This window comes from Haloplanus sp. GCM10025708, from assembly GCF_042663985.1.
In the GTDB taxonomy this organism is placed as follows: domain Archaea; phylum Halobacteriota; class Halobacteria; order Halobacteriales; family Haloferacaceae; genus Salinirarus; species Salinirarus marinus.
Genome location: NZ_JBHSZA010000011.1, coordinates 398,496 through 413,293 on the forward strand (window position 1 = coordinate 398,496; position 14,798 = coordinate 413,293).

Genomic DNA, 14,798 nt, shown 5'->3' on the forward strand with positions numbered 1-14,798 from the left:
GCAGTTCCAATCAGAAATATGGCACGAATGCACACCCGCCGCCGTGGCTCGTCCGGTTCGGACAAGCCGGTGGCAGACGAACCCCGGAGTGGAGCGACGTCGACGCCGAAGCCGTAGAGGAACGCGTCGTCGAACTCGCAGAGCAGGGTCACGACCCGAGCGTCATCGGGATGAAACTGCGCGACGAGGGCGTGAAGGGCACGCCGGTCCCCGACGTGAAGTTGGCGACCGGGAAGAAACTCACCGAGATCCTCGAGGAGAACGACGCCACTGGCGACCTCCCCGAGGACCTGCGGAGCCTGATGGAACGCGCCATCGGCCTGCGCGAGCACATGGACGAGAACCCGCAGGACCACCAGAACAAGCGCGCCCTGCAGAACACCGAGTCGAAGATCCGCCGCCTCGCGGACTACTACCGCGGCGACGAACTCGACGCGGACTTCACCTACAGCTACGACGTCGCCGTCGAACTGCTGGAGGAGTAGATGTCGTCAGCGCGCTCCGCCTCGGAGACGCCCGCCGCCGACGCCGCGGCACTCCGCGAGGCCGCCTTCGTCACGGTGGCCGCGAGTGCCGACGGTGACTCGCTGGCGGCGAGTGGCCTCCTCGCGCGAGCGCTCCGTGACTGCGACGTGCCGTTTCAGGTCCGGGTTCGGGAGCTCCCCGACCCCCGCGCACGGACGACGACCTGCTCGTGAGCGTCGGTGCCGCTGGCGGCGACGTCGCCATCCCCGGCGACGCCCGCCCGGCGAGCGTCGACGCCTACCGCACCGCCGCCGAACTCGCCGCCGACGTCGACCCGGTGCTCGCACTCGCGGGCGTCGTCGCCGCCGGCGAGATGCCGGGCGGTGGCGACGCCGCCGATCTCCTGGAGACCGCCGAGCATCGAGAACTGGTCGAGCGCCGCCCCGGCGTCGCCGTGCCGACCGACGGCGCGGTGGACGGCGAGGGCCACCTCGCCGACGGCATCGCCCACTCGACGCTCGTTCGCGCGCCCGTCTCGGGCGACGCTGACGCCGTCAGCGCGGCGCTCGCCGGCCTCGATCTGCCGGCGACCCTCGACGCCGACGCCCGCCGACGCGTCGCCTCGTGGATTGCCGTCGAAACCGTCGACGCCGACGGGGCGTCGCCGCGCGCGGCGGAAGCAGTCGAGCGGTTCCTCCGCCCGTACGCGACGCCGGACGGCCGGTTCGCGACGGTCGGCGGCTACGCCGACGTCCTCGACGCCGTCGCCCGGGAACGGCCGGGAACGGGCGTCGCCCTGGCGCTTCGGGACGCGCCCGAACTCCGTGCGGACGCCCTCGACGCGTGGCGGGCGCACGCCCGAACGGTCCACGCCGAGTTGGCGGGCGCGACGACGGGCCGATACGACGGCCTGTTCGTCGCCCGGGTCGACTCGGGCACCGTCGGCCAACTCGCCACGGCCGCGCGACTCCTCCGCGACTTCCGGTCGCCGGAACCGGTCGCACTGGTCGTGACGGAGGGCGCGGCGGCCGCCGCGAGCGTCGAGGACGCGGCCCTCGGCGACGCGATGGACGAGGCGGCGACGGCGATGGACGGCACCGGTCACGGCGGGTCGCGACGCGGGCGAGCGCGCTTCGACGACGGACTGGAAGTATCGGGGTTCATCACGGCGTTCAGGGGGCGCTATGAGGCGCGCCAACGTCCGGACGGAACACGAGGCCGCGGCGCTCGTCGCCGCCTCGCTCCGCCCGGACAACACCGACTCGATGACGACGACGGTGGACGGCGACTACGTCGCCACCGAAATCGAACGCGAGACGACGGGCGGCCTCCACGCCACCGTGGACGACTACGTGGTGAACCTGACGGTCGCAGAGACCGTCGCACAGACAGCACACACCTATCGAAATCATGAGTGAACGCTCAGTATCCAAGCAGAAACGCGGCAAGCGCTGGTACACCGTCTTCGCGCCCGAACAGTTCGACCGGGCCGAACTCGGCCAGACTGTCGCAGACGAACCGGAGAAGGTCATCGGACGGACCATCGAAACCACCCTCGGCGAGATCACCGACGACGCCGGGGCCAACAACACCAAACTCACGTTCAAGATTACGGACGTGGGGAGCGACTCCGCCTACACGGAGTTCGTCAAGCACGAACTGACCCGCGACTACCTGCGGAGCCTCGTGCGCCGCGGTGCCTCCAAGATCGCCGCGAACGTGACGGTCCTGACGACGGACGATTACCGTATTCAGGTCCAACCCGTCGCGTTCACGACGAAGAAGGCCGACCGCAGTCAGGAGAAGGCCATCCGGCGGGTCATGATCGACCTCGTCGAGGACGCCGCCACCGAACGCACCTTCGAGAGCTACGTCGACAGCGTCGTCGAGGGCCGCCTCTCCTCGGCCATCTACGGCGAGGCCAAGACGATCTACCCCCTCCGACGGGTAGAGATCCAGAAGCTCACCCTCGAAGCGCACCCCGAGGAAGTCGCCGCCGAAGAGGAGGCGTCGGTCGACGTCGACGAAGCGGACGTCGCCGTCGAGGAGTAGTCCCGCCGGCAGCGGCGTTCGCGGCCGATTTTTCCACCCCACCGAGCGACGGCCGTCCCGACTCGTCCGTGACGGCCGCTACCCCTCGACGACTATCTGCCCGACCATCCCGCCCTGTTCGTGCGGGATGCAGAAGTAGTCGTACGTTCCCGGAACCTCGAACGTGTGTCTGTAGGTTTCGCCGCTGTCGATCGCACCCCGCATCCCGTCCCACGCCTCGCGGGCGGCGGCCTCGGTGTCGAAGTCGCCGGTACAGAAGAAGTCCGCGCCGTCCGACAGCGACTTCTCGTAGGCCGTCACCGAGTGGGCGCGGACGCTGTTGTTGTACCAGACGACGTCGTCGCCGACGGCGACGGTGAACGTCGCGGGCCGGAACGCCGTGGCCGTCATGCCGACGTCGCCGTCCACGTTCCGTGCCGTTCCGAGGCTGGCACAGCCGGCACCGCTCGTCAGGGCCGCCGCGCCGACGCCAGCGAGAAAGCCTCGCCGATTCATACGTCAGCGTCGGCGGCGCGCGAATAAATGCGGCGTGGTTCGACTCCCGAAAGCGGTGGTAATGTAAAAACGTAAGCCGCCGGTGTTCGAGGCAGGTGATATGCAACCCCGGTTCGTCGGCCGACTCGGCCCCGCGGACGCCGTGACGGCGGGGAACGCCGTCCTCGGCTTTCTCGCGGCTTTCACCGCGACGTTCGACGCGACGCTCGCGGCCCGCCTCCTGCTGCTGGCGGCCATCACCGACGGACTCGACGGCGTCGTCGCCCGGAAGTTCGGCGGGACGCCGGTGGGGCCGCACCTCGACTCGCTCGCGGACGTCGCCTCCTTCGGCGTCGCGCCAGCGCTCCTCGTCGCCTGTCACGTCACGGCGATGCCCGCGTGGTCGCTCGACGGCGGCCCGGTCCGCTTCGCCGTCACGCTCGGCCTCGGCGGGGCGTTCGTCGCCACGGCCGTCGTCCGACTCGGCCTCTACACCGTCTACGACAGCGAGGACGACGCCACCGAGGGCGCGCCGACGACGCTCGCCGCTACCATCCTCTCTGCGGGCGTCCTCGCGGGATTCGTCGGTCCGGCGATCCTCGTCGGCCTGAGCGGCGCGCTGGCCGTGCTCATGGTGTCGACCGTCCAGTATCCGGACCTCCACTCACAGGATGCCCTCGTGATGGGCGTCGTTCAGCTGTTCGCCATCGTCTTCACCGGCCGCCCCGGCGAGGTCTTCGCGTTCGCCATCCTCTTTCTCTCGCTGGCGTACACGACGCTCGCCCCGCGGTTCTACTGGGGGCGGTAGCGCGGAGCCGTCACATTCCCATGTCGGACGCCGCGTCGGGGATCGGGAGTGCTGACGGGGCGACGTCAAGTAGTTCCGCCGCGTGGTCGAGCGCCACGTCGAAGCCGTAGTAGCGTTCGAGTTCGTCCCCGTCGACGCGCCGGCGAACCGTCACCATCGCGTAGCCGTCCGTGTTCTGGACGAGCACCGCTGTTCGGCCGTCGCGTTCGAACCTGAGGACGCGTTCGTGGTCGGTTTCCGTGTAGCGGGCGGCGATACCGTCGGACTCGACTTCTTCCCCGTCGTCGCTCATGGCCGTCGTTCGCGTCGCCGACAGTGAAAGCTGTCGGTCTCGCTCCGTCGCCCTCAGTCGAGCAGCTGGTCGGCGATGGTGTTGCGCAGCACCTCGCTCGTTCCCTCGTAAATCTCGTTGAGTTTGGCGTCGCGGTAGAACCGCTCGACGGGGAAATCCTTGGTGTAGCCGTAGCCGCCGTGGATCTGGATGGCCTCGTTCGCCACCTCGGTGCTCACTTCGCTCGCGTAGAGTTTCGCCTGTGCGGCCTCCTTGACGAACTTCTCGCCCCGCATCTTCTTGTCCGCCGCCCGGTGCATCAGCAGTTTCGCCGCCTGCACCTTGGTGTCCATGTCGGCCAGCTTGTGTCCGATGGCCTGGAACTCGCCGATGGGCTGACCGAACTGCTCGCGCTCGCCGGCGTACTCGCGGGCCTCCTCAGGGCGGCGCGGGCGATGCCGACGCCGCGGGCGGCGATGGTGATGCGGCCGCCGTTGAGCGTCTTCAGCGCCTGGACGAACCCGTCGCCCTCCTCACCGAGGCGACGGTCCGCCGGCACGCGCATGTCGTCGAACCGGAGTTCGGCCGTCGGACAGCCCTTGTCGCCGAGTTTGTGCTCCGTCCCCTCGACGAAAAACCCCTCGTCCTCGTCGGGTCGAACGACAAACGAGGAGATGCCCTTGCTGCCGGCGTCCGCGTCGGTCTTGGCGAACACCGTCACCGTGTCGGCGACGGAGCCGTTCGAAATCCAGAGTTTGCCGCCGTCGATCGCGTACTCGTCTCCTCCCGCGTCGCCGTCGTCTCCATCGCCGGCACGTCGCTGCCCGCGCCCGCCTCCGAGAGCGCGAACGCACCGATCTCCGTCCCCTCCGCTAGCGGCGTCAGATACTTCTCCCTTTGTGCCTCGCTCCCGAACTCGTAGAGCATGTTGCCCGCGAGGCTGGTGTGGGCGGCGACGACGGTCCCGATCCCGCCGCTACCGCGACTGATCTCTTCGAGGCCGATTGCGTAGGCGTGGTAGTCGAGCCCCGCCCCCGTACTCCTCGGGGAAGGGCATGCCCATGAGGCCGAGGTCGGCCATCTCGGCGACGACGTCGTCGGGGAACTCGTCGTCCTCGTCGATCTCTGCGGCCCGGGGGACGATCTCCTCGTCGACGAATTCGGCGACCATGTCGCGGATTTGGCGTTGCTCGGCGGAGAGGCTGAAGTCCATGCCTCACAGTACGTCCCGCTCTGCTTAGGGTTTTCCACGGGCCGTCCGCTGACCACGCACGCGGTCGACGGGCCGCTCACGAGCGCTGACGAGGATGCCGTCGTCGCCCACGAGGCTTTTTATCCCCCGGGCGTAACCCGAAACCACTCCGAATGTCTAGAGATGCAGCCCGACCACCCGGTGACGACGCCGACCTCGACTGGTGTCACGAGGCGGTACAGGGCGTTTCGCGTACTTTCGCGCTGACGGTCGACGTGCTCGACGAACCGATGGCCTCGTACATCTGTATCGGTTATCTCGTCTGTCGCGTCGCCGACACGGTCGAGGACGCCGACCACATCCCCCCGAGGAACAGGCCCGTCTCCTGCGCGTCTACGATCGGACGCTCGATCCGGACGACGAGACGGACGTACACGACTTCCGCGACGACGTCGACGAGTGGTTGCCCGAGGCCCGGTCAGACGACTGGGACGTCGTCGCCGCGGCACCCCGTATCGTCCGCACCTTCCGCAGCCTCCCGGCCGACGTCCGCCGGGCCGTGACACCGCCGGCCCGCGAACTCGTCCAGGGGATGGCCATGTTCGTCGAACGCTACGCCGACACCGGCGGCCTCCGTATCCAGTCCCGCGAGGAACTGGAGGAGTACTGCTACTACGCCGCCGGCACCGTCGGCACCCTCGTCACGAACCTCCTCACGCGCGGCGACGTCTCGCGGGAGCGACGCGACGCCCTCTACGACACCGCCGAACAGTTCGGCCTCCTCCTCCAGCTCGTCAACGTCGCCAAGGACGTCTACGACGACTACACCGAGGAGAACAACGTCTACCTCCCGGCGGAGTGGTTGGACGCCGAGGGCGTCCCGCAGGACGAAATCATCGCCCCGAAACACGAGTCGGGGGCAGCGGCCGTCGTCCGCCGGACGGCCGCCCACGCCCGGTCGTTCGTCGACGACGCCCAGACGTACCTCGAAACCGTCCCGACGACGGACGGAAACACCCTGGAAGCGTGGGCCATCCCCTTCCTCCTCGCGGTCGGAACGCTCCGGGAGCTGCTCGCCTCGCCCGAGGACGCCCTCTCGGCGACGGGCGTGAAAGTCTCTCGCCAGGAGGTGTTTGCCGTCGTCACGACGATGACCGGCGCGAACGACCGGAACTCGCTGGACGAACTCCGCGAGACCATCGCCGGACAGCCGTTCCACCGGGTGTCGACGAGCGCGGACTAAGGGCGAATCAGGCGGCGAACACCGCGTAGGCGAACAGGAACCCGAAGTAGATGACCACCAGCACCCCCAGCGCGACGATCCGAAACCGATCGATGTCCGCCTGCTCCTCTGCGTACGCCCGCTCGTAGGCGTCGCGTTCGCCGTCGGAGACGTCGTCCGGGTGGGCGAGTCCGCGATGCAAGACGAGGTACTTCTCGCGCGCGAACGGCCGGCCACAGTACGAACAGACGTGCGCCTCGGCGTCGGCGGGCACGTCGGTGTCGACGTCGGTTCGGGTCATGTGGCGATGAACGGCGGCGGAACGTACGGTTCGGAGACGATCCAGAGGCTGGTCATGGTGTAGAGCACCATCACGAGCGTCACGGCGTACTGGCTCCGGACGGCCTGGAGCCGCCCGGGGAACGCGTCGTAGGCCGTCGCGTGAGCGACCCAGACGGCCAACAGGTGTCCCACGAGGACGAACGCGAGTTCGAGGCCGCCGAACCAGCCCGGCAGTCCGGCGAGTTGCGGCGGGTTCAACGGCGGCGAGAGCGGCGACGTCGCGACGGCGACGAGCGTCGGCGACAGCAACAACACCGAGCCGAGGTTGTGCGCGAGGTGGTAGCCGGCGGCGATCGCGAGCAGCGACGGCGCGAACCGACGGGCGAGATACTCCGGCGTGAGGTAGCTCTCGGCGCGTCGCCGGGCGTCGCGCGCGGCCCAGCGAAACGCCCCGAGAAAGAGGACGAAGCCGCCGAGATACGCGCCGAGATAGATCAGCGTCGGGGGACGCCGACGCCGGCGACGGTTCGGGCGATCGTCGCCCACAGTCCCGTGGCGACGAAGCCGTCGTACGTCGTCACGAACAGGAGGGCGACGACGAACGCCACCTCGTCGCGCCCCGACACCGCCGTCTCGGGGAGCGCCGCCCCGGGAAGCCGGAGTCGGAGGCCGTCGTCGGTGCGCTGGATCGGCGCGACGTGGCCGTAGTAGCGAAACGCCCGCGAGAGCGGGTCGACGGAGGTGAACCACCGCTCCGCCCCGACGACGACGGCCCCGCCGACCGTGACGAGCGTGTACACGAGGACGACGGTCGCGAGCAGTCGCGGGTCGTCGGCGAGGGGGCTCACCACCTCGATCCAGACGAGCGCGAGCAAGGCGGCGACGCTCGGCCACGCGCCCAGCCGCTCGGGATAGGGCCGATCCAGCGACGGGAGGGCGTCTGCGAGCGCGCGGACGGGGTTGAGCGCGGGCCAGGCGTTCCCGAGGAGATACGTCGAGGCGACGAAGCCGCCCCACCAGGCCACCCAGACGACGAGGATGGCGAGGTTCCGGAGCTGTTCGTCCGGGGCGACGAAGCCGAAGGCGACGGTCGACAGGAGGACGCCGACGGCGGCGAGACGCGCCGCCCGGGTGACGAAACGCCCGGGCGTCGGGAGCGATCGGTGCCAGGCGTGGAGCTGTTCGACGAAGCGGCGGTCGGTGACGAAACTGGCGAGGAGGAAAGAGGCACCGACGGCCCCGCCGCCAGTGAGCAGGAACAGCCACGTCGGCACCGCGAGCGACTCCTGGGTCGCGCCGCGGAGGCTCCCGCTGTGAGCGGCCGCCGTCCCGGCGAACGCCGTGGCGACGGCGAGGGACGACAGCGTGGCGCGCAGGCGACGGCGACGAGCCATAGTCGGCGTTCGGCGCGTCGACGGGAGTAGCTTCCGAAACCGTCTCGGGGCGGGCGATATTTCTCGGACGCGCTTGGGAGGTTTTTGGTAGTCGAATCGCAACGGTCCGATAGCATGAGTACCGAAGACGCACACGACGACCACGGCCATCACCTGCCGGCCGTCGAGGACTGGCCTCGCGGCTTCGGTGAGGCGAGCTGGTGGCCGTTCATCACGGCACTGGGCGCGGGGGCATCTATCTCGGCGCGGCGCTGTTCATCGTCGCGAGCGGGCAGGACTCGACCATCTCTCCCGCCCTCGCTCCGGCGGCCCTCGTCGGGAGCGTCGCCGTCTTCCTCGTCGGTCTCTACGGGTGGCTCTATCACGCCTTCGTCTCCGCGTTCTGGTCGCGCGAGGCGAGCGAGACGAGCGGCAAGGCACTCAGGTGGGGGATGATCGCCTTCCTCGGCTCCGAGGTCGCGACGTTCGGCGGCGGCTTCGCCTACTACTTCTTCATCCGGACGGGCGCGTGGCCGCCACAGAGCCTCCCCCATCTGCTGGGGTCGCTCGTCGTCGTCAACACCCTCCTGCTGATCGCGTCGAGCGTGACGCTCCACTGGGCGCACGTCGCGCTCCGTAACGGCAACCGCCGGAACTTCCTGATCGGGCTCGTCGCGACGCTCGTCCTGGGCGTGATTTTCATCGGCGGGCAGGTGCTCGAATACTACGAGTTCATCGTCCACTCGCAGTTCACCGTCACCTCCGGCATCTTCGGCTCCGCCTTCTACGGGCTGACCGGCCTGCACGGCCTCCACGTCTCGCTTGGGGCCGTCCTCCTCGGCATCGTCTTCGTCCGTAGTCTCGCCGGCCAGTACTCCGCCGAGCGCCACGTCTCGGTCACCACCGTCTCGATGTACTGGCACTTCGTCGACGCCGTCTGGATCTTCCTCGTCGTCGTCCTCTACGCCGGCGCGCAACTCGGGGCCTGAACGCCCCCTGCGAGGGTAGCTGTCACCCTCCGTGGTTTTATATGGGTCGACGCGACAGGAAACCGCATGGACGCAGAAGATTTCGACCAACTCATCTCGTCGCTGACGCCCCGCGAGGAAAACGAGGAGTTCAAGCTCTATCAGAACACGGTGGCGGTAGCCTGTCCGGTCTGTGAGGAGCCGTTCGACGACCTCGTGGTGTGCAAGGGCGCGTCCACCAGCCTCGACCAGACCGAGCCGCTCGGGCTCTGTCTGACGACGCAAGAGGAGCGGCCGTTGTTGTTCACCCACAAGCACTGACCGGTTCGGGCCGACGCCGGCGCGCTCGCCGTCGTCCACCGGAGTTAACACGTCGCCGTCGGTACGGCGGGACATGCCCCGAGAGGTCACACACACGGCACACGGACCGCGGATTCTCACCCCGGCGGACGTCGACGACGAGAAAGGAGACGTCGCCATCTGCCTGTGTGGGCTGAGCGAAGAGTACCCCTTCTGTGACGGCTCACACCGACGGACGGAGGACGAATCCCCGGACACGCTGTACAAGTACGTCGACGGCGAGCGCCGCGAAGTGACCGTCAAGGAGGAGTGATCGACGGGCGACGCCGCGCGTTGCCGGAAAGTATTTCCCCCGCTTGCGGACATGATAGTGCAAATGGAGAGCGAAATTCTCGACGCGATACGCGAGTGGAGTCCACACCCCGTCGCCGACGGCTACGCGGGACTGCACGACCTCGCCGACGAACGGTTCTCGGGTGCCGTCACCGCCGGGGACGCGTGGGCGTTCCTGCTCAACGGACGCGTCGTCGGCGTCTTCGACGGCACGATCGAGGCGTTCGAGGCGGCCGACCTGGACGCGTACGTCGCTCCCGACGAGGCGCTTCCGCTGCTCTACACGATGCGTCTCGGCGACGGGCAGACGCGCGCGAAATACTACACGAACGAGACGCCCCTGTCGGAGGTCGACGAGACGCTGTCCGACGGCGGCTTCACCGGCTACGTCGAACTCTCCGAAAACGTCCTCTCCGGCGACTACTACGTCGTCTACTCCGGCGGCAAGTCGATGAGCGTCGCGTTCGTCGGCAACAGCCGTCGCCTCGTCACCGGCGACGAGGCCTTCGAACGCGCGAACGACGAAGTCGGCATCTACGAGGTCAAGGAGGCGACGATCGACGTCGTCGACGTCCCCGAGCCCCCGGAACCGGAACCCGAGGAGCCGTCGACCGACGTCGAGGCGGTGACCATCGCGGGCGACGAGACGGCCGACGCCGACGAGGGTAGCGCTGACGAGACAAGTGCTGACGAGACCGGTGCTGACGACGAGGCAAGTGCTGACGAGACCAGCGCCGAAGCGGCGGACGACCCGGCCGAATCGGGGGACGGCGAGACGGCCGGAAGCGACGACACCGCCGCCAGTCCGTCGGGCGCGGCGTCGACCGGAGACGCCGAGGCTGACGCCAACCAGGCGGACGCGGCGTCGACGACGCGAACCGGGGACGACGCTGTCGACGCCGGGACGCCGTCCGCTGGCGAGAACGCGGACGCGGGGGTAGCGCCCGATTCCACGGAAGATATCGAACTGACGGCCGCCGAGGAGGCCGAGGCGGACGCCGCCGAGCACTCGGCGTCGGCGACGGACGCGGAATCGGCGACGGACGCTGCGTCGACGACGGGCGGCGACGACGCGACACAGCAGGAACGGACCGATCCGTCACGAGCGGCCGAGGTCCCGGCGTCGACGGCGGACGCGTCCGCCGCTGCCGAACAGTCCAGTGAGCCCGTTGGACAGCGAACGCAACGCACGCGGCCCCGCGCCGACGCGCCCGTGGCAGGGCGGCGATCCGACGCGGACCCGGAGCGGACGCTGTCGCCCGAGGAGGCCCTCGCCGGGACGAACCTCTTCGTCCGGTACGAGACCAAGAGCGCGGGGACGCTCCAGGGGGTCCACGAGGGACAGACGACGCGGGAGACGGTCGACGAGAACCTCGTCCTGGATTACCACGCGAACGTCGACACCGACGGCCTGTACGTCGACGGCGCGCCCTACGAGGAGTTTCTCCGCGGAACCGTCCACTACGAGTTCGTCCGGTGGCTGGTGACCGACCTCTTCTACGAGATCCGCGACACCGGGAGTCGGCGCGTTCTCGACAGGCTCTACGACGCCGTCCCCGACGTCGACCGCATCGACTTCTCGACCGCAGTCGAGGGGGCCGGCGAGGAGTACACCTTCGACGTGGTCTGTTACGACAAGATGGGGAACCCCTGCTCGTCGCGGACGTCAACGACTCGCGGGAGCCGACGACTCGCGGGATGATGCAGTCGCTCGTCGATCAGGCGACGACGGTGACGGAGGCGGTCGACTCGCTGGCGGCGGCGTTTTTCCTGACGACCAGTTACTTCGACCCCGACGCGATGGAGGTCACCGCCGACGCCACCGGCGGCGGGCTGTTCAGCCGGACGAAACGGAAAAGCTACGTGAAGATTTCGCGGACGCGCGGATTTCACCTGTGTCTCGCGGAGGCACGAGACGGTGGCTTCTACCTGACGGTTCCGGATCTGTGAACTAGGATTCGACTTCGGCCGTCTCCTCGATTTTCATCGAGTCGAGTTTCCCGACGATGTCGTCGATCTTCTCGTCGAGTTCGTCGACGAATTCGGCGGTTCGTTCGGTCGTAATCGCGCCCTGGCTCGACGGCTCGATGAGGTTCTCCTCCTCGAGGACACGCAGTGAGTAACGGACTTTGTGGTGAGGGTAGCCGGTCTCGTTGGACATCTTGACGATGCCGATAGGCTCGTTGCCGATGACCATCTTCAAGACCTGCAGGTGCCGTTCGAGCATATCTACTTCTTTCTCAAGCCTGTCTATCATGCCATTTGTTAACTTGTCTTTGCGGGTTTTAAAAGTTGCTCTTGATCCCACACTCAGAGAACCGACACCGTACACGTACGTCCTGTGGGTGGTTAACGTTTCGGTCCGACGCGGCCGCCTCGCGACCGTAATCGGTTTAGCGGGCGGCGAGAAACCGTCCAGCGGACATGACAGTCACCATCGTCGGCTCCCAACTCGGCGACGAGGGCAAAGGTGCCCTCGTCGACCTCTGGGGTGGGGAAGCCGACATCGTGGTCCGCTATCAGGGCGGGGACAACGCGGGTCACACCGTCGTCGAAGGCGGCACCGAATACAAACTCTCGCTCGTTCCGAGCGGCGCGGTACGCGGCAAAGTGGGCCTCCTCGGCAACGGTTGTGTGGTCAATCCGCGGACGCTGTTTTCGGAACTCGACGACCTGCGCGACCGGGGGCTCGACCCCGACGTCCGGGTGGCCCGCCGCGCACACGTCATCATGCCGTACCATCGCGTGCTGGACGGCATCGAGGAGGAAGCCAAGAGCGATTCGGATCTCGAGGCCGGCACGACCGGGCGCGGCATCGGTCCGACCTACGAGGACAAGGTCGGCCGCCGCGGCGTCCGCGTCGGCGACCTCCTCGATCCGGACGTTCTCCGCGAGCGACTGGAGTACGTCGTCCCGCAGAAGCGGGCGCTCGTCGAGGACGTCTTCGGGATGGAAGCCAGCGAGGAGTTCGACGTCGACGCCCTCCACGAGGAGTTCGTCGATGTCGGCCAGCGCCTCGAACGCGAGGACATGACCGTCGACGCCGGCAACTTCCTCGGGAACCGCCTCGACGACGACGCGAACGTCCTCTTCGAGGGCGCACAGGGGACCTCCATCGACATCGACCACGGCATCTACCCCTACGTCACGTCGTCGAACCCGACGGCCGGCGGGGCCTGCACCGGTAGCGGCGTCGGCCCGACGGTCGTCGGACGGGGCGAGGTCGTCGGCATCGTCAAAGCCTACCTCTCGCGGGTCGGTACGGGGCCGCTCCCGACCGAACTCGATGGGCCCCTCGCCGACGAGATTCGCGAGCGCGGTGGCGAGTTCGGCACCGTCACGGGCCGCCCGCGCCGCATCGGATGGCTCGACGTCCCCATGCTCCGCCACGCCGCCCGCGCCAGCGGCTTCACCGGCATCGCCGTCAATCACCTGGACGTCCTCGCCGGACTCGACGAGGTGAAAGTCGGCCACGCCTACGACCTCGACGGCGAGACGCTGACCACGATGCCCGCGACGACCGAACGCTGGGCCGAGTGTGACCCCGTCTTGAAGGAGTTCGACCCGTGGCCGGACGTCGACTGGAGCGCCGTCGCCGAGGACGGATACGACGCCCTCCCGGCCGAGGCCCGGACGTATCTCGACTATCTCGGCGACGAAGTCGGCGCGCCCATCTACGCCGTCGGTATCGGTCCGGATCGGGCCGAGACGATCGACCTCGTGAATCCGTTCGAGCGGGACGGCTAGCGGCCGGGCGATACGGCTCCCGTTCGGTGACGAGACGCGACGGTCGTGAGCGACCCCCGCCCGTCGACGTCCGGGAACGCCTCGCCGCTCGACCGTCGTGACGAACCCGCGCCACGGTTGTTCCGGGGATCTGCGGTACCGGCGGACTACGCCCCGATCTGGGGTGGCAACCCGTAGGCTTTTACCGAGTGGGTCGCCTTCTTCGGACGATGAAAGAATCCCTGATGGACATCCTCTGTGACCCCCTGGACAAGAGCGAACTCGAACTCGAAGTCGACGAACGGGACGGCGAGGAGATCATCGAGGGACGACTCGTCGGCACCGTCACCGGCGAGGTGTACCCTATCGAGGACGGCATCCCGAACCTCCTCCCGCCCGACATGCGCGAAGAGTGACCTGTCCGACGACGCCTTCGGGAACTCACGGCAAAACGACCCCCGAGCTTTTTCGTCCCCCGGTGCGTCGGGCCATCCGTGCCACCGTCGCTATCGGTCGAGTTGAACCGCGGGAGCATCCACGAGGTGGACGCTCCTGCGGAGTTTCACGTCGCAGGCCCGTTCACGATACGGCTTCGCAACCACGGTGAGGCCATCCACGTCCATCTCAATCTCGACGACGATCTCTCCTCGGCCGCCGCGCTCGACTCGGGCGGGAACTACTTCGTCGAGGGCGAATCCGAGACGGCCGTCGACGTCGACGTCCGGTCGGTCGACCAGTCCGTTCGCGGCAAACTGAAAGTCGTCACCGCCTACGGGAACGAGACAGCCTACGTCGACGTCGTCGTCGACCCCGAGGACGACGACCCGTCCGTCGACGTGGACGAGAACCTCTCTCGGCCACCACAGCCGGAGCCACGACCGGATCCGCTCACGACGCGAATCGCTCGCCGACTCCCCGCGCGGCGAACCCTGCCGGTGCTGACGTTCGCTCTCGTGGCCGTCGGCATCGCCGCTGCCACCGCTTTCTCCGTCGAGAGTCAGGTCGTGACGCTCGGCGTCGGCGTCGTGGTTCTCGGCGTCTTCCTCGCGCTCATCTTCCTCTGGAAGTAGCCGGACGCGTCGGTCTGGAAGTAGCCGGACGCGTCGGGGGTGCGAGCGTTCCTCGCCCGACGCAGGTGGAGGCGACGACCGTCAGGACGAACGCCGCGACAGCGGCGGCGACGACCGGATACGACACCGCGTACAGAGCGACAGCGGGGACGAGTGCTGCGAGTAGCGAGCCGAACAGCGTCCGCGGGAACCGATCTCGGCGACGGGAGGGCCGGGGTCGTCGCATACCGTCGGGTCGCCCCGGGACGCCATAAGTGTAATC

General features: G+C 68.3%; 15 protein-coding genes and 6 pseudogenes. 14 read left to right on the forward strand and 7 right to left on the reverse strand.

Going from position 1 to position 14,798, the window contains the following annotated elements:
* Nucleotides 1-18: 18 nt before the first annotated feature.
* From ACFQJD_RS05180 to ACFQJD_RS05200, 4 genes and pseudogenes are all read left to right on the forward strand, one after another.
* Nucleotides 19-485: pseudogene (locus ACFQJD_RS05180) on the forward strand (30S ribosomal protein S15).
* Nucleotides 486-1,642: pseudogene (locus ACFQJD_RS19335) on the forward strand (exonuclease RecJ); the annotation flags it as partial. It abuts the pseudogene before it with no gap.
* A gap of 7 nt (nt 1,643-1,649) precedes the next feature.
* The gene (locus tag ACFQJD_RS05195; protein ID WP_379796644.1) at nt 1,650-1,883 is read left to right on the forward strand and encodes a KEOPS complex subunit Pcc1; all 234 of its coding nucleotides are present in this window, start codon (nt 1,650-1,652) and stop codon (nt 1,881-1,883) included.
* Complete coding sequence (locus ACFQJD_RS05200; RefSeq protein ID WP_379796646.1) at nt 1,876-2,517, forward strand: 30S ribosomal protein S3ae; 642 nt, start codon at nt 1,876-1,878, stop codon at nt 2,515-2,517. The genes ACFQJD_RS05195 and ACFQJD_RS05200 overlap by 8 nt, the downstream gene beginning before the upstream one ends.
* Before the next feature lie 78 nt (nt 2,518-2,595).
* Here the strand turns inward: ACFQJD_RS05200 and ACFQJD_RS05205 are convergent, their stop codons facing one another.
* Nucleotides 2,596-3,012, reverse strand: coding sequence for a cupredoxin domain-containing protein (locus ACFQJD_RS05205; RefSeq protein ID WP_379796648.1), 417 nt, complete (start codon nt 3,010-3,012; stop codon nt 2,596-2,598).
* A gap of 100 nt (nt 3,013-3,112) precedes the next feature.
* Here ACFQJD_RS05205 and ACFQJD_RS05210 point away from each other — a divergent pair, with 100 nt between their 5' ends.
* Complete coding sequence (locus ACFQJD_RS05210) at nt 3,113-3,799, forward strand: protein sorting system archaetidylserine synthase (RefSeq protein ID WP_379796650.1); 687 nt, start codon at nt 3,113-3,115, stop codon at nt 3,797-3,799.
* 10 nt (nt 3,800-3,809) lie between these two features.
* On the opposite strand, the gene ACFQJD_RS05215 is transcribed toward ACFQJD_RS05210, so the two are convergent.
* Together ACFQJD_RS05215 and ACFQJD_RS05220 are read right to left on the reverse strand one after the other, a co-directional pair.
* Nucleotides 3,810-4,091 carry a DUF7111 family protein gene (locus ACFQJD_RS05215; protein ID WP_379796652.1) on the reverse strand — a complete coding sequence of 94 codons (282 nt, stop codon included), beginning with the start codon at nt 4,089-4,091 and terminating at the stop codon, nt 3,810-3,812.
* A 53-nt stretch (nt 4,092-4,144) separates the two neighbouring features.
* Nucleotides 4,145-5,283: pseudogene (locus tag ACFQJD_RS05220) on the reverse strand (acyl-CoA dehydrogenase).
* A 152-nt stretch (nt 5,284-5,435) separates the two neighbouring features.
* Between ACFQJD_RS05220 and ACFQJD_RS05225 the strand changes: the two are divergent.
* Nucleotides 5,436-6,505: pseudogene (locus ACFQJD_RS05225) on the forward strand (phytoene/squalene synthase family protein).
* 7 nt (nt 6,506-6,512) lie between these two features.
* Here the strand turns inward: ACFQJD_RS05225 and ACFQJD_RS05230 are convergent.
* On the reverse strand, nt 6,513-6,785 hold the full coding sequence (locus ACFQJD_RS05230) for a DUF7410 domain-containing protein (RefSeq protein WP_379796654.1): 273 nt from the start codon (nt 6,783-6,785) through the stop codon (nt 6,513-6,515).
* Nucleotides 6,782-8,160 (reverse strand): annotated as a pseudogene (locus tag ACFQJD_RS05235) (hypothetical protein). Before ACFQJD_RS05235 ends, ACFQJD_RS05230 begins: the two are co-directional and overlap by 4 nt.
* 114 nt (nt 8,161-8,274) lie before the next feature.
* Between ACFQJD_RS05235 and ACFQJD_RS05240 the strand changes: the two are divergent.
* The 5 genes and pseudogenes from ACFQJD_RS05240 to ACFQJD_RS05260 all read left to right on the forward strand — a co-directional run bounded on the left by ACFQJD_RS05240 (nt 8,275) and on the right by ACFQJD_RS05260 (nt 11,690).
* Nucleotides 8,275-9,128 (forward strand): annotated as a pseudogene (locus tag ACFQJD_RS05240) (cytochrome c oxidase subunit 3).
* Nucleotides 9,129-9,194: 66 nt separating this feature from the next.
* A complete protein-coding gene (locus ACFQJD_RS05245) occupies nt 9,195-9,428 on the forward strand; it encodes a DUF7385 family protein (RefSeq protein WP_379796656.1) in 234 nt (77 codons plus the stop codon).
* A gap of 73 nt (nt 9,429-9,501) precedes the next feature.
* Nucleotides 9,502-9,720, forward strand: coding sequence for a CDGSH iron-sulfur domain-containing protein (locus tag ACFQJD_RS05250; protein ID WP_379796658.1), 219 nt, complete (start codon nt 9,502-9,504; stop codon nt 9,718-9,720).
* 63 nt (nt 9,721-9,783) lie between these two features.
* Complete coding sequence (locus ACFQJD_RS05255) at nt 9,784-11,442, forward strand: DUF7527 domain-containing protein (protein ID WP_379796660.1); 1,659 nt, start codon at nt 9,784-9,786, stop codon at nt 11,440-11,442.
* Nucleotides 11,439-11,690: a DUF7527 domain-containing protein gene (locus tag ACFQJD_RS05260; RefSeq protein WP_379796662.1), complete on the forward strand. Its 252-nt coding sequence runs from the start codon at nt 11,439-11,441 to the stop codon at nt 11,688-11,690. The genes ACFQJD_RS05255 and ACFQJD_RS05260 overlap by 4 nt, the downstream gene beginning before the upstream one ends.
* A gap of 1 nt (nt 11,691) precedes the next feature.
* Here ACFQJD_RS05260 and ACFQJD_RS05265 read toward each other — a convergent pair whose 3' ends face one another.
* Nucleotides 11,692-11,997, reverse strand: coding sequence for a hypothetical protein (locus ACFQJD_RS05265; protein WP_379796663.1), 306 nt, complete (start codon nt 11,995-11,997; stop codon nt 11,692-11,694).
* 167 nt (nt 11,998-12,164) lie between these two features.
* Here ACFQJD_RS05265 and ACFQJD_RS05270 point away from each other — a divergent pair, with 167 nt between their 5' ends.
* From ACFQJD_RS05270 to ACFQJD_RS05280, 3 genes are all read left to right on the forward strand, one after another.
* Nucleotides 12,165-13,487 carry an adenylosuccinate synthase gene (locus tag ACFQJD_RS05270; protein WP_379796665.1) on the forward strand — a complete coding sequence of 441 codons (1,323 nt, stop codon included), beginning with the start codon at nt 12,165-12,167 and terminating at the stop codon, nt 13,485-13,487.
* A 209-nt stretch (nt 13,488-13,696) separates the two neighbouring features.
* Entirely contained in the window at nt 13,697-13,882 is a 186-nt protein-coding gene (locus tag ACFQJD_RS05275) for a methytransferase partner Trm112 (protein WP_379796667.1), read from the forward strand.
* Between the two features lie 78 nt (nt 13,883-13,960).
* Nucleotides 13,961-14,536: a DUF7524 family protein gene (locus ACFQJD_RS05280; protein ID WP_379796669.1), complete on the forward strand. Its 576-nt coding sequence runs from the start codon at nt 13,961-13,963 to the stop codon at nt 14,534-14,536.
* Here ACFQJD_RS05280 and ACFQJD_RS05285 read toward each other — a convergent pair.
* Nucleotides 14,517-14,762 carry a hypothetical protein gene (locus tag ACFQJD_RS05285; RefSeq protein WP_379796671.1) on the reverse strand — a complete coding sequence of 82 codons (246 nt, stop codon included), beginning with the start codon at nt 14,760-14,762 and terminating at the stop codon, nt 14,517-14,519. The genes ACFQJD_RS05280 and ACFQJD_RS05285 overlap by 20 nt on opposite strands.
* Between the last annotated feature and the right edge of the window lie 36 nt (nt 14,763-14,798).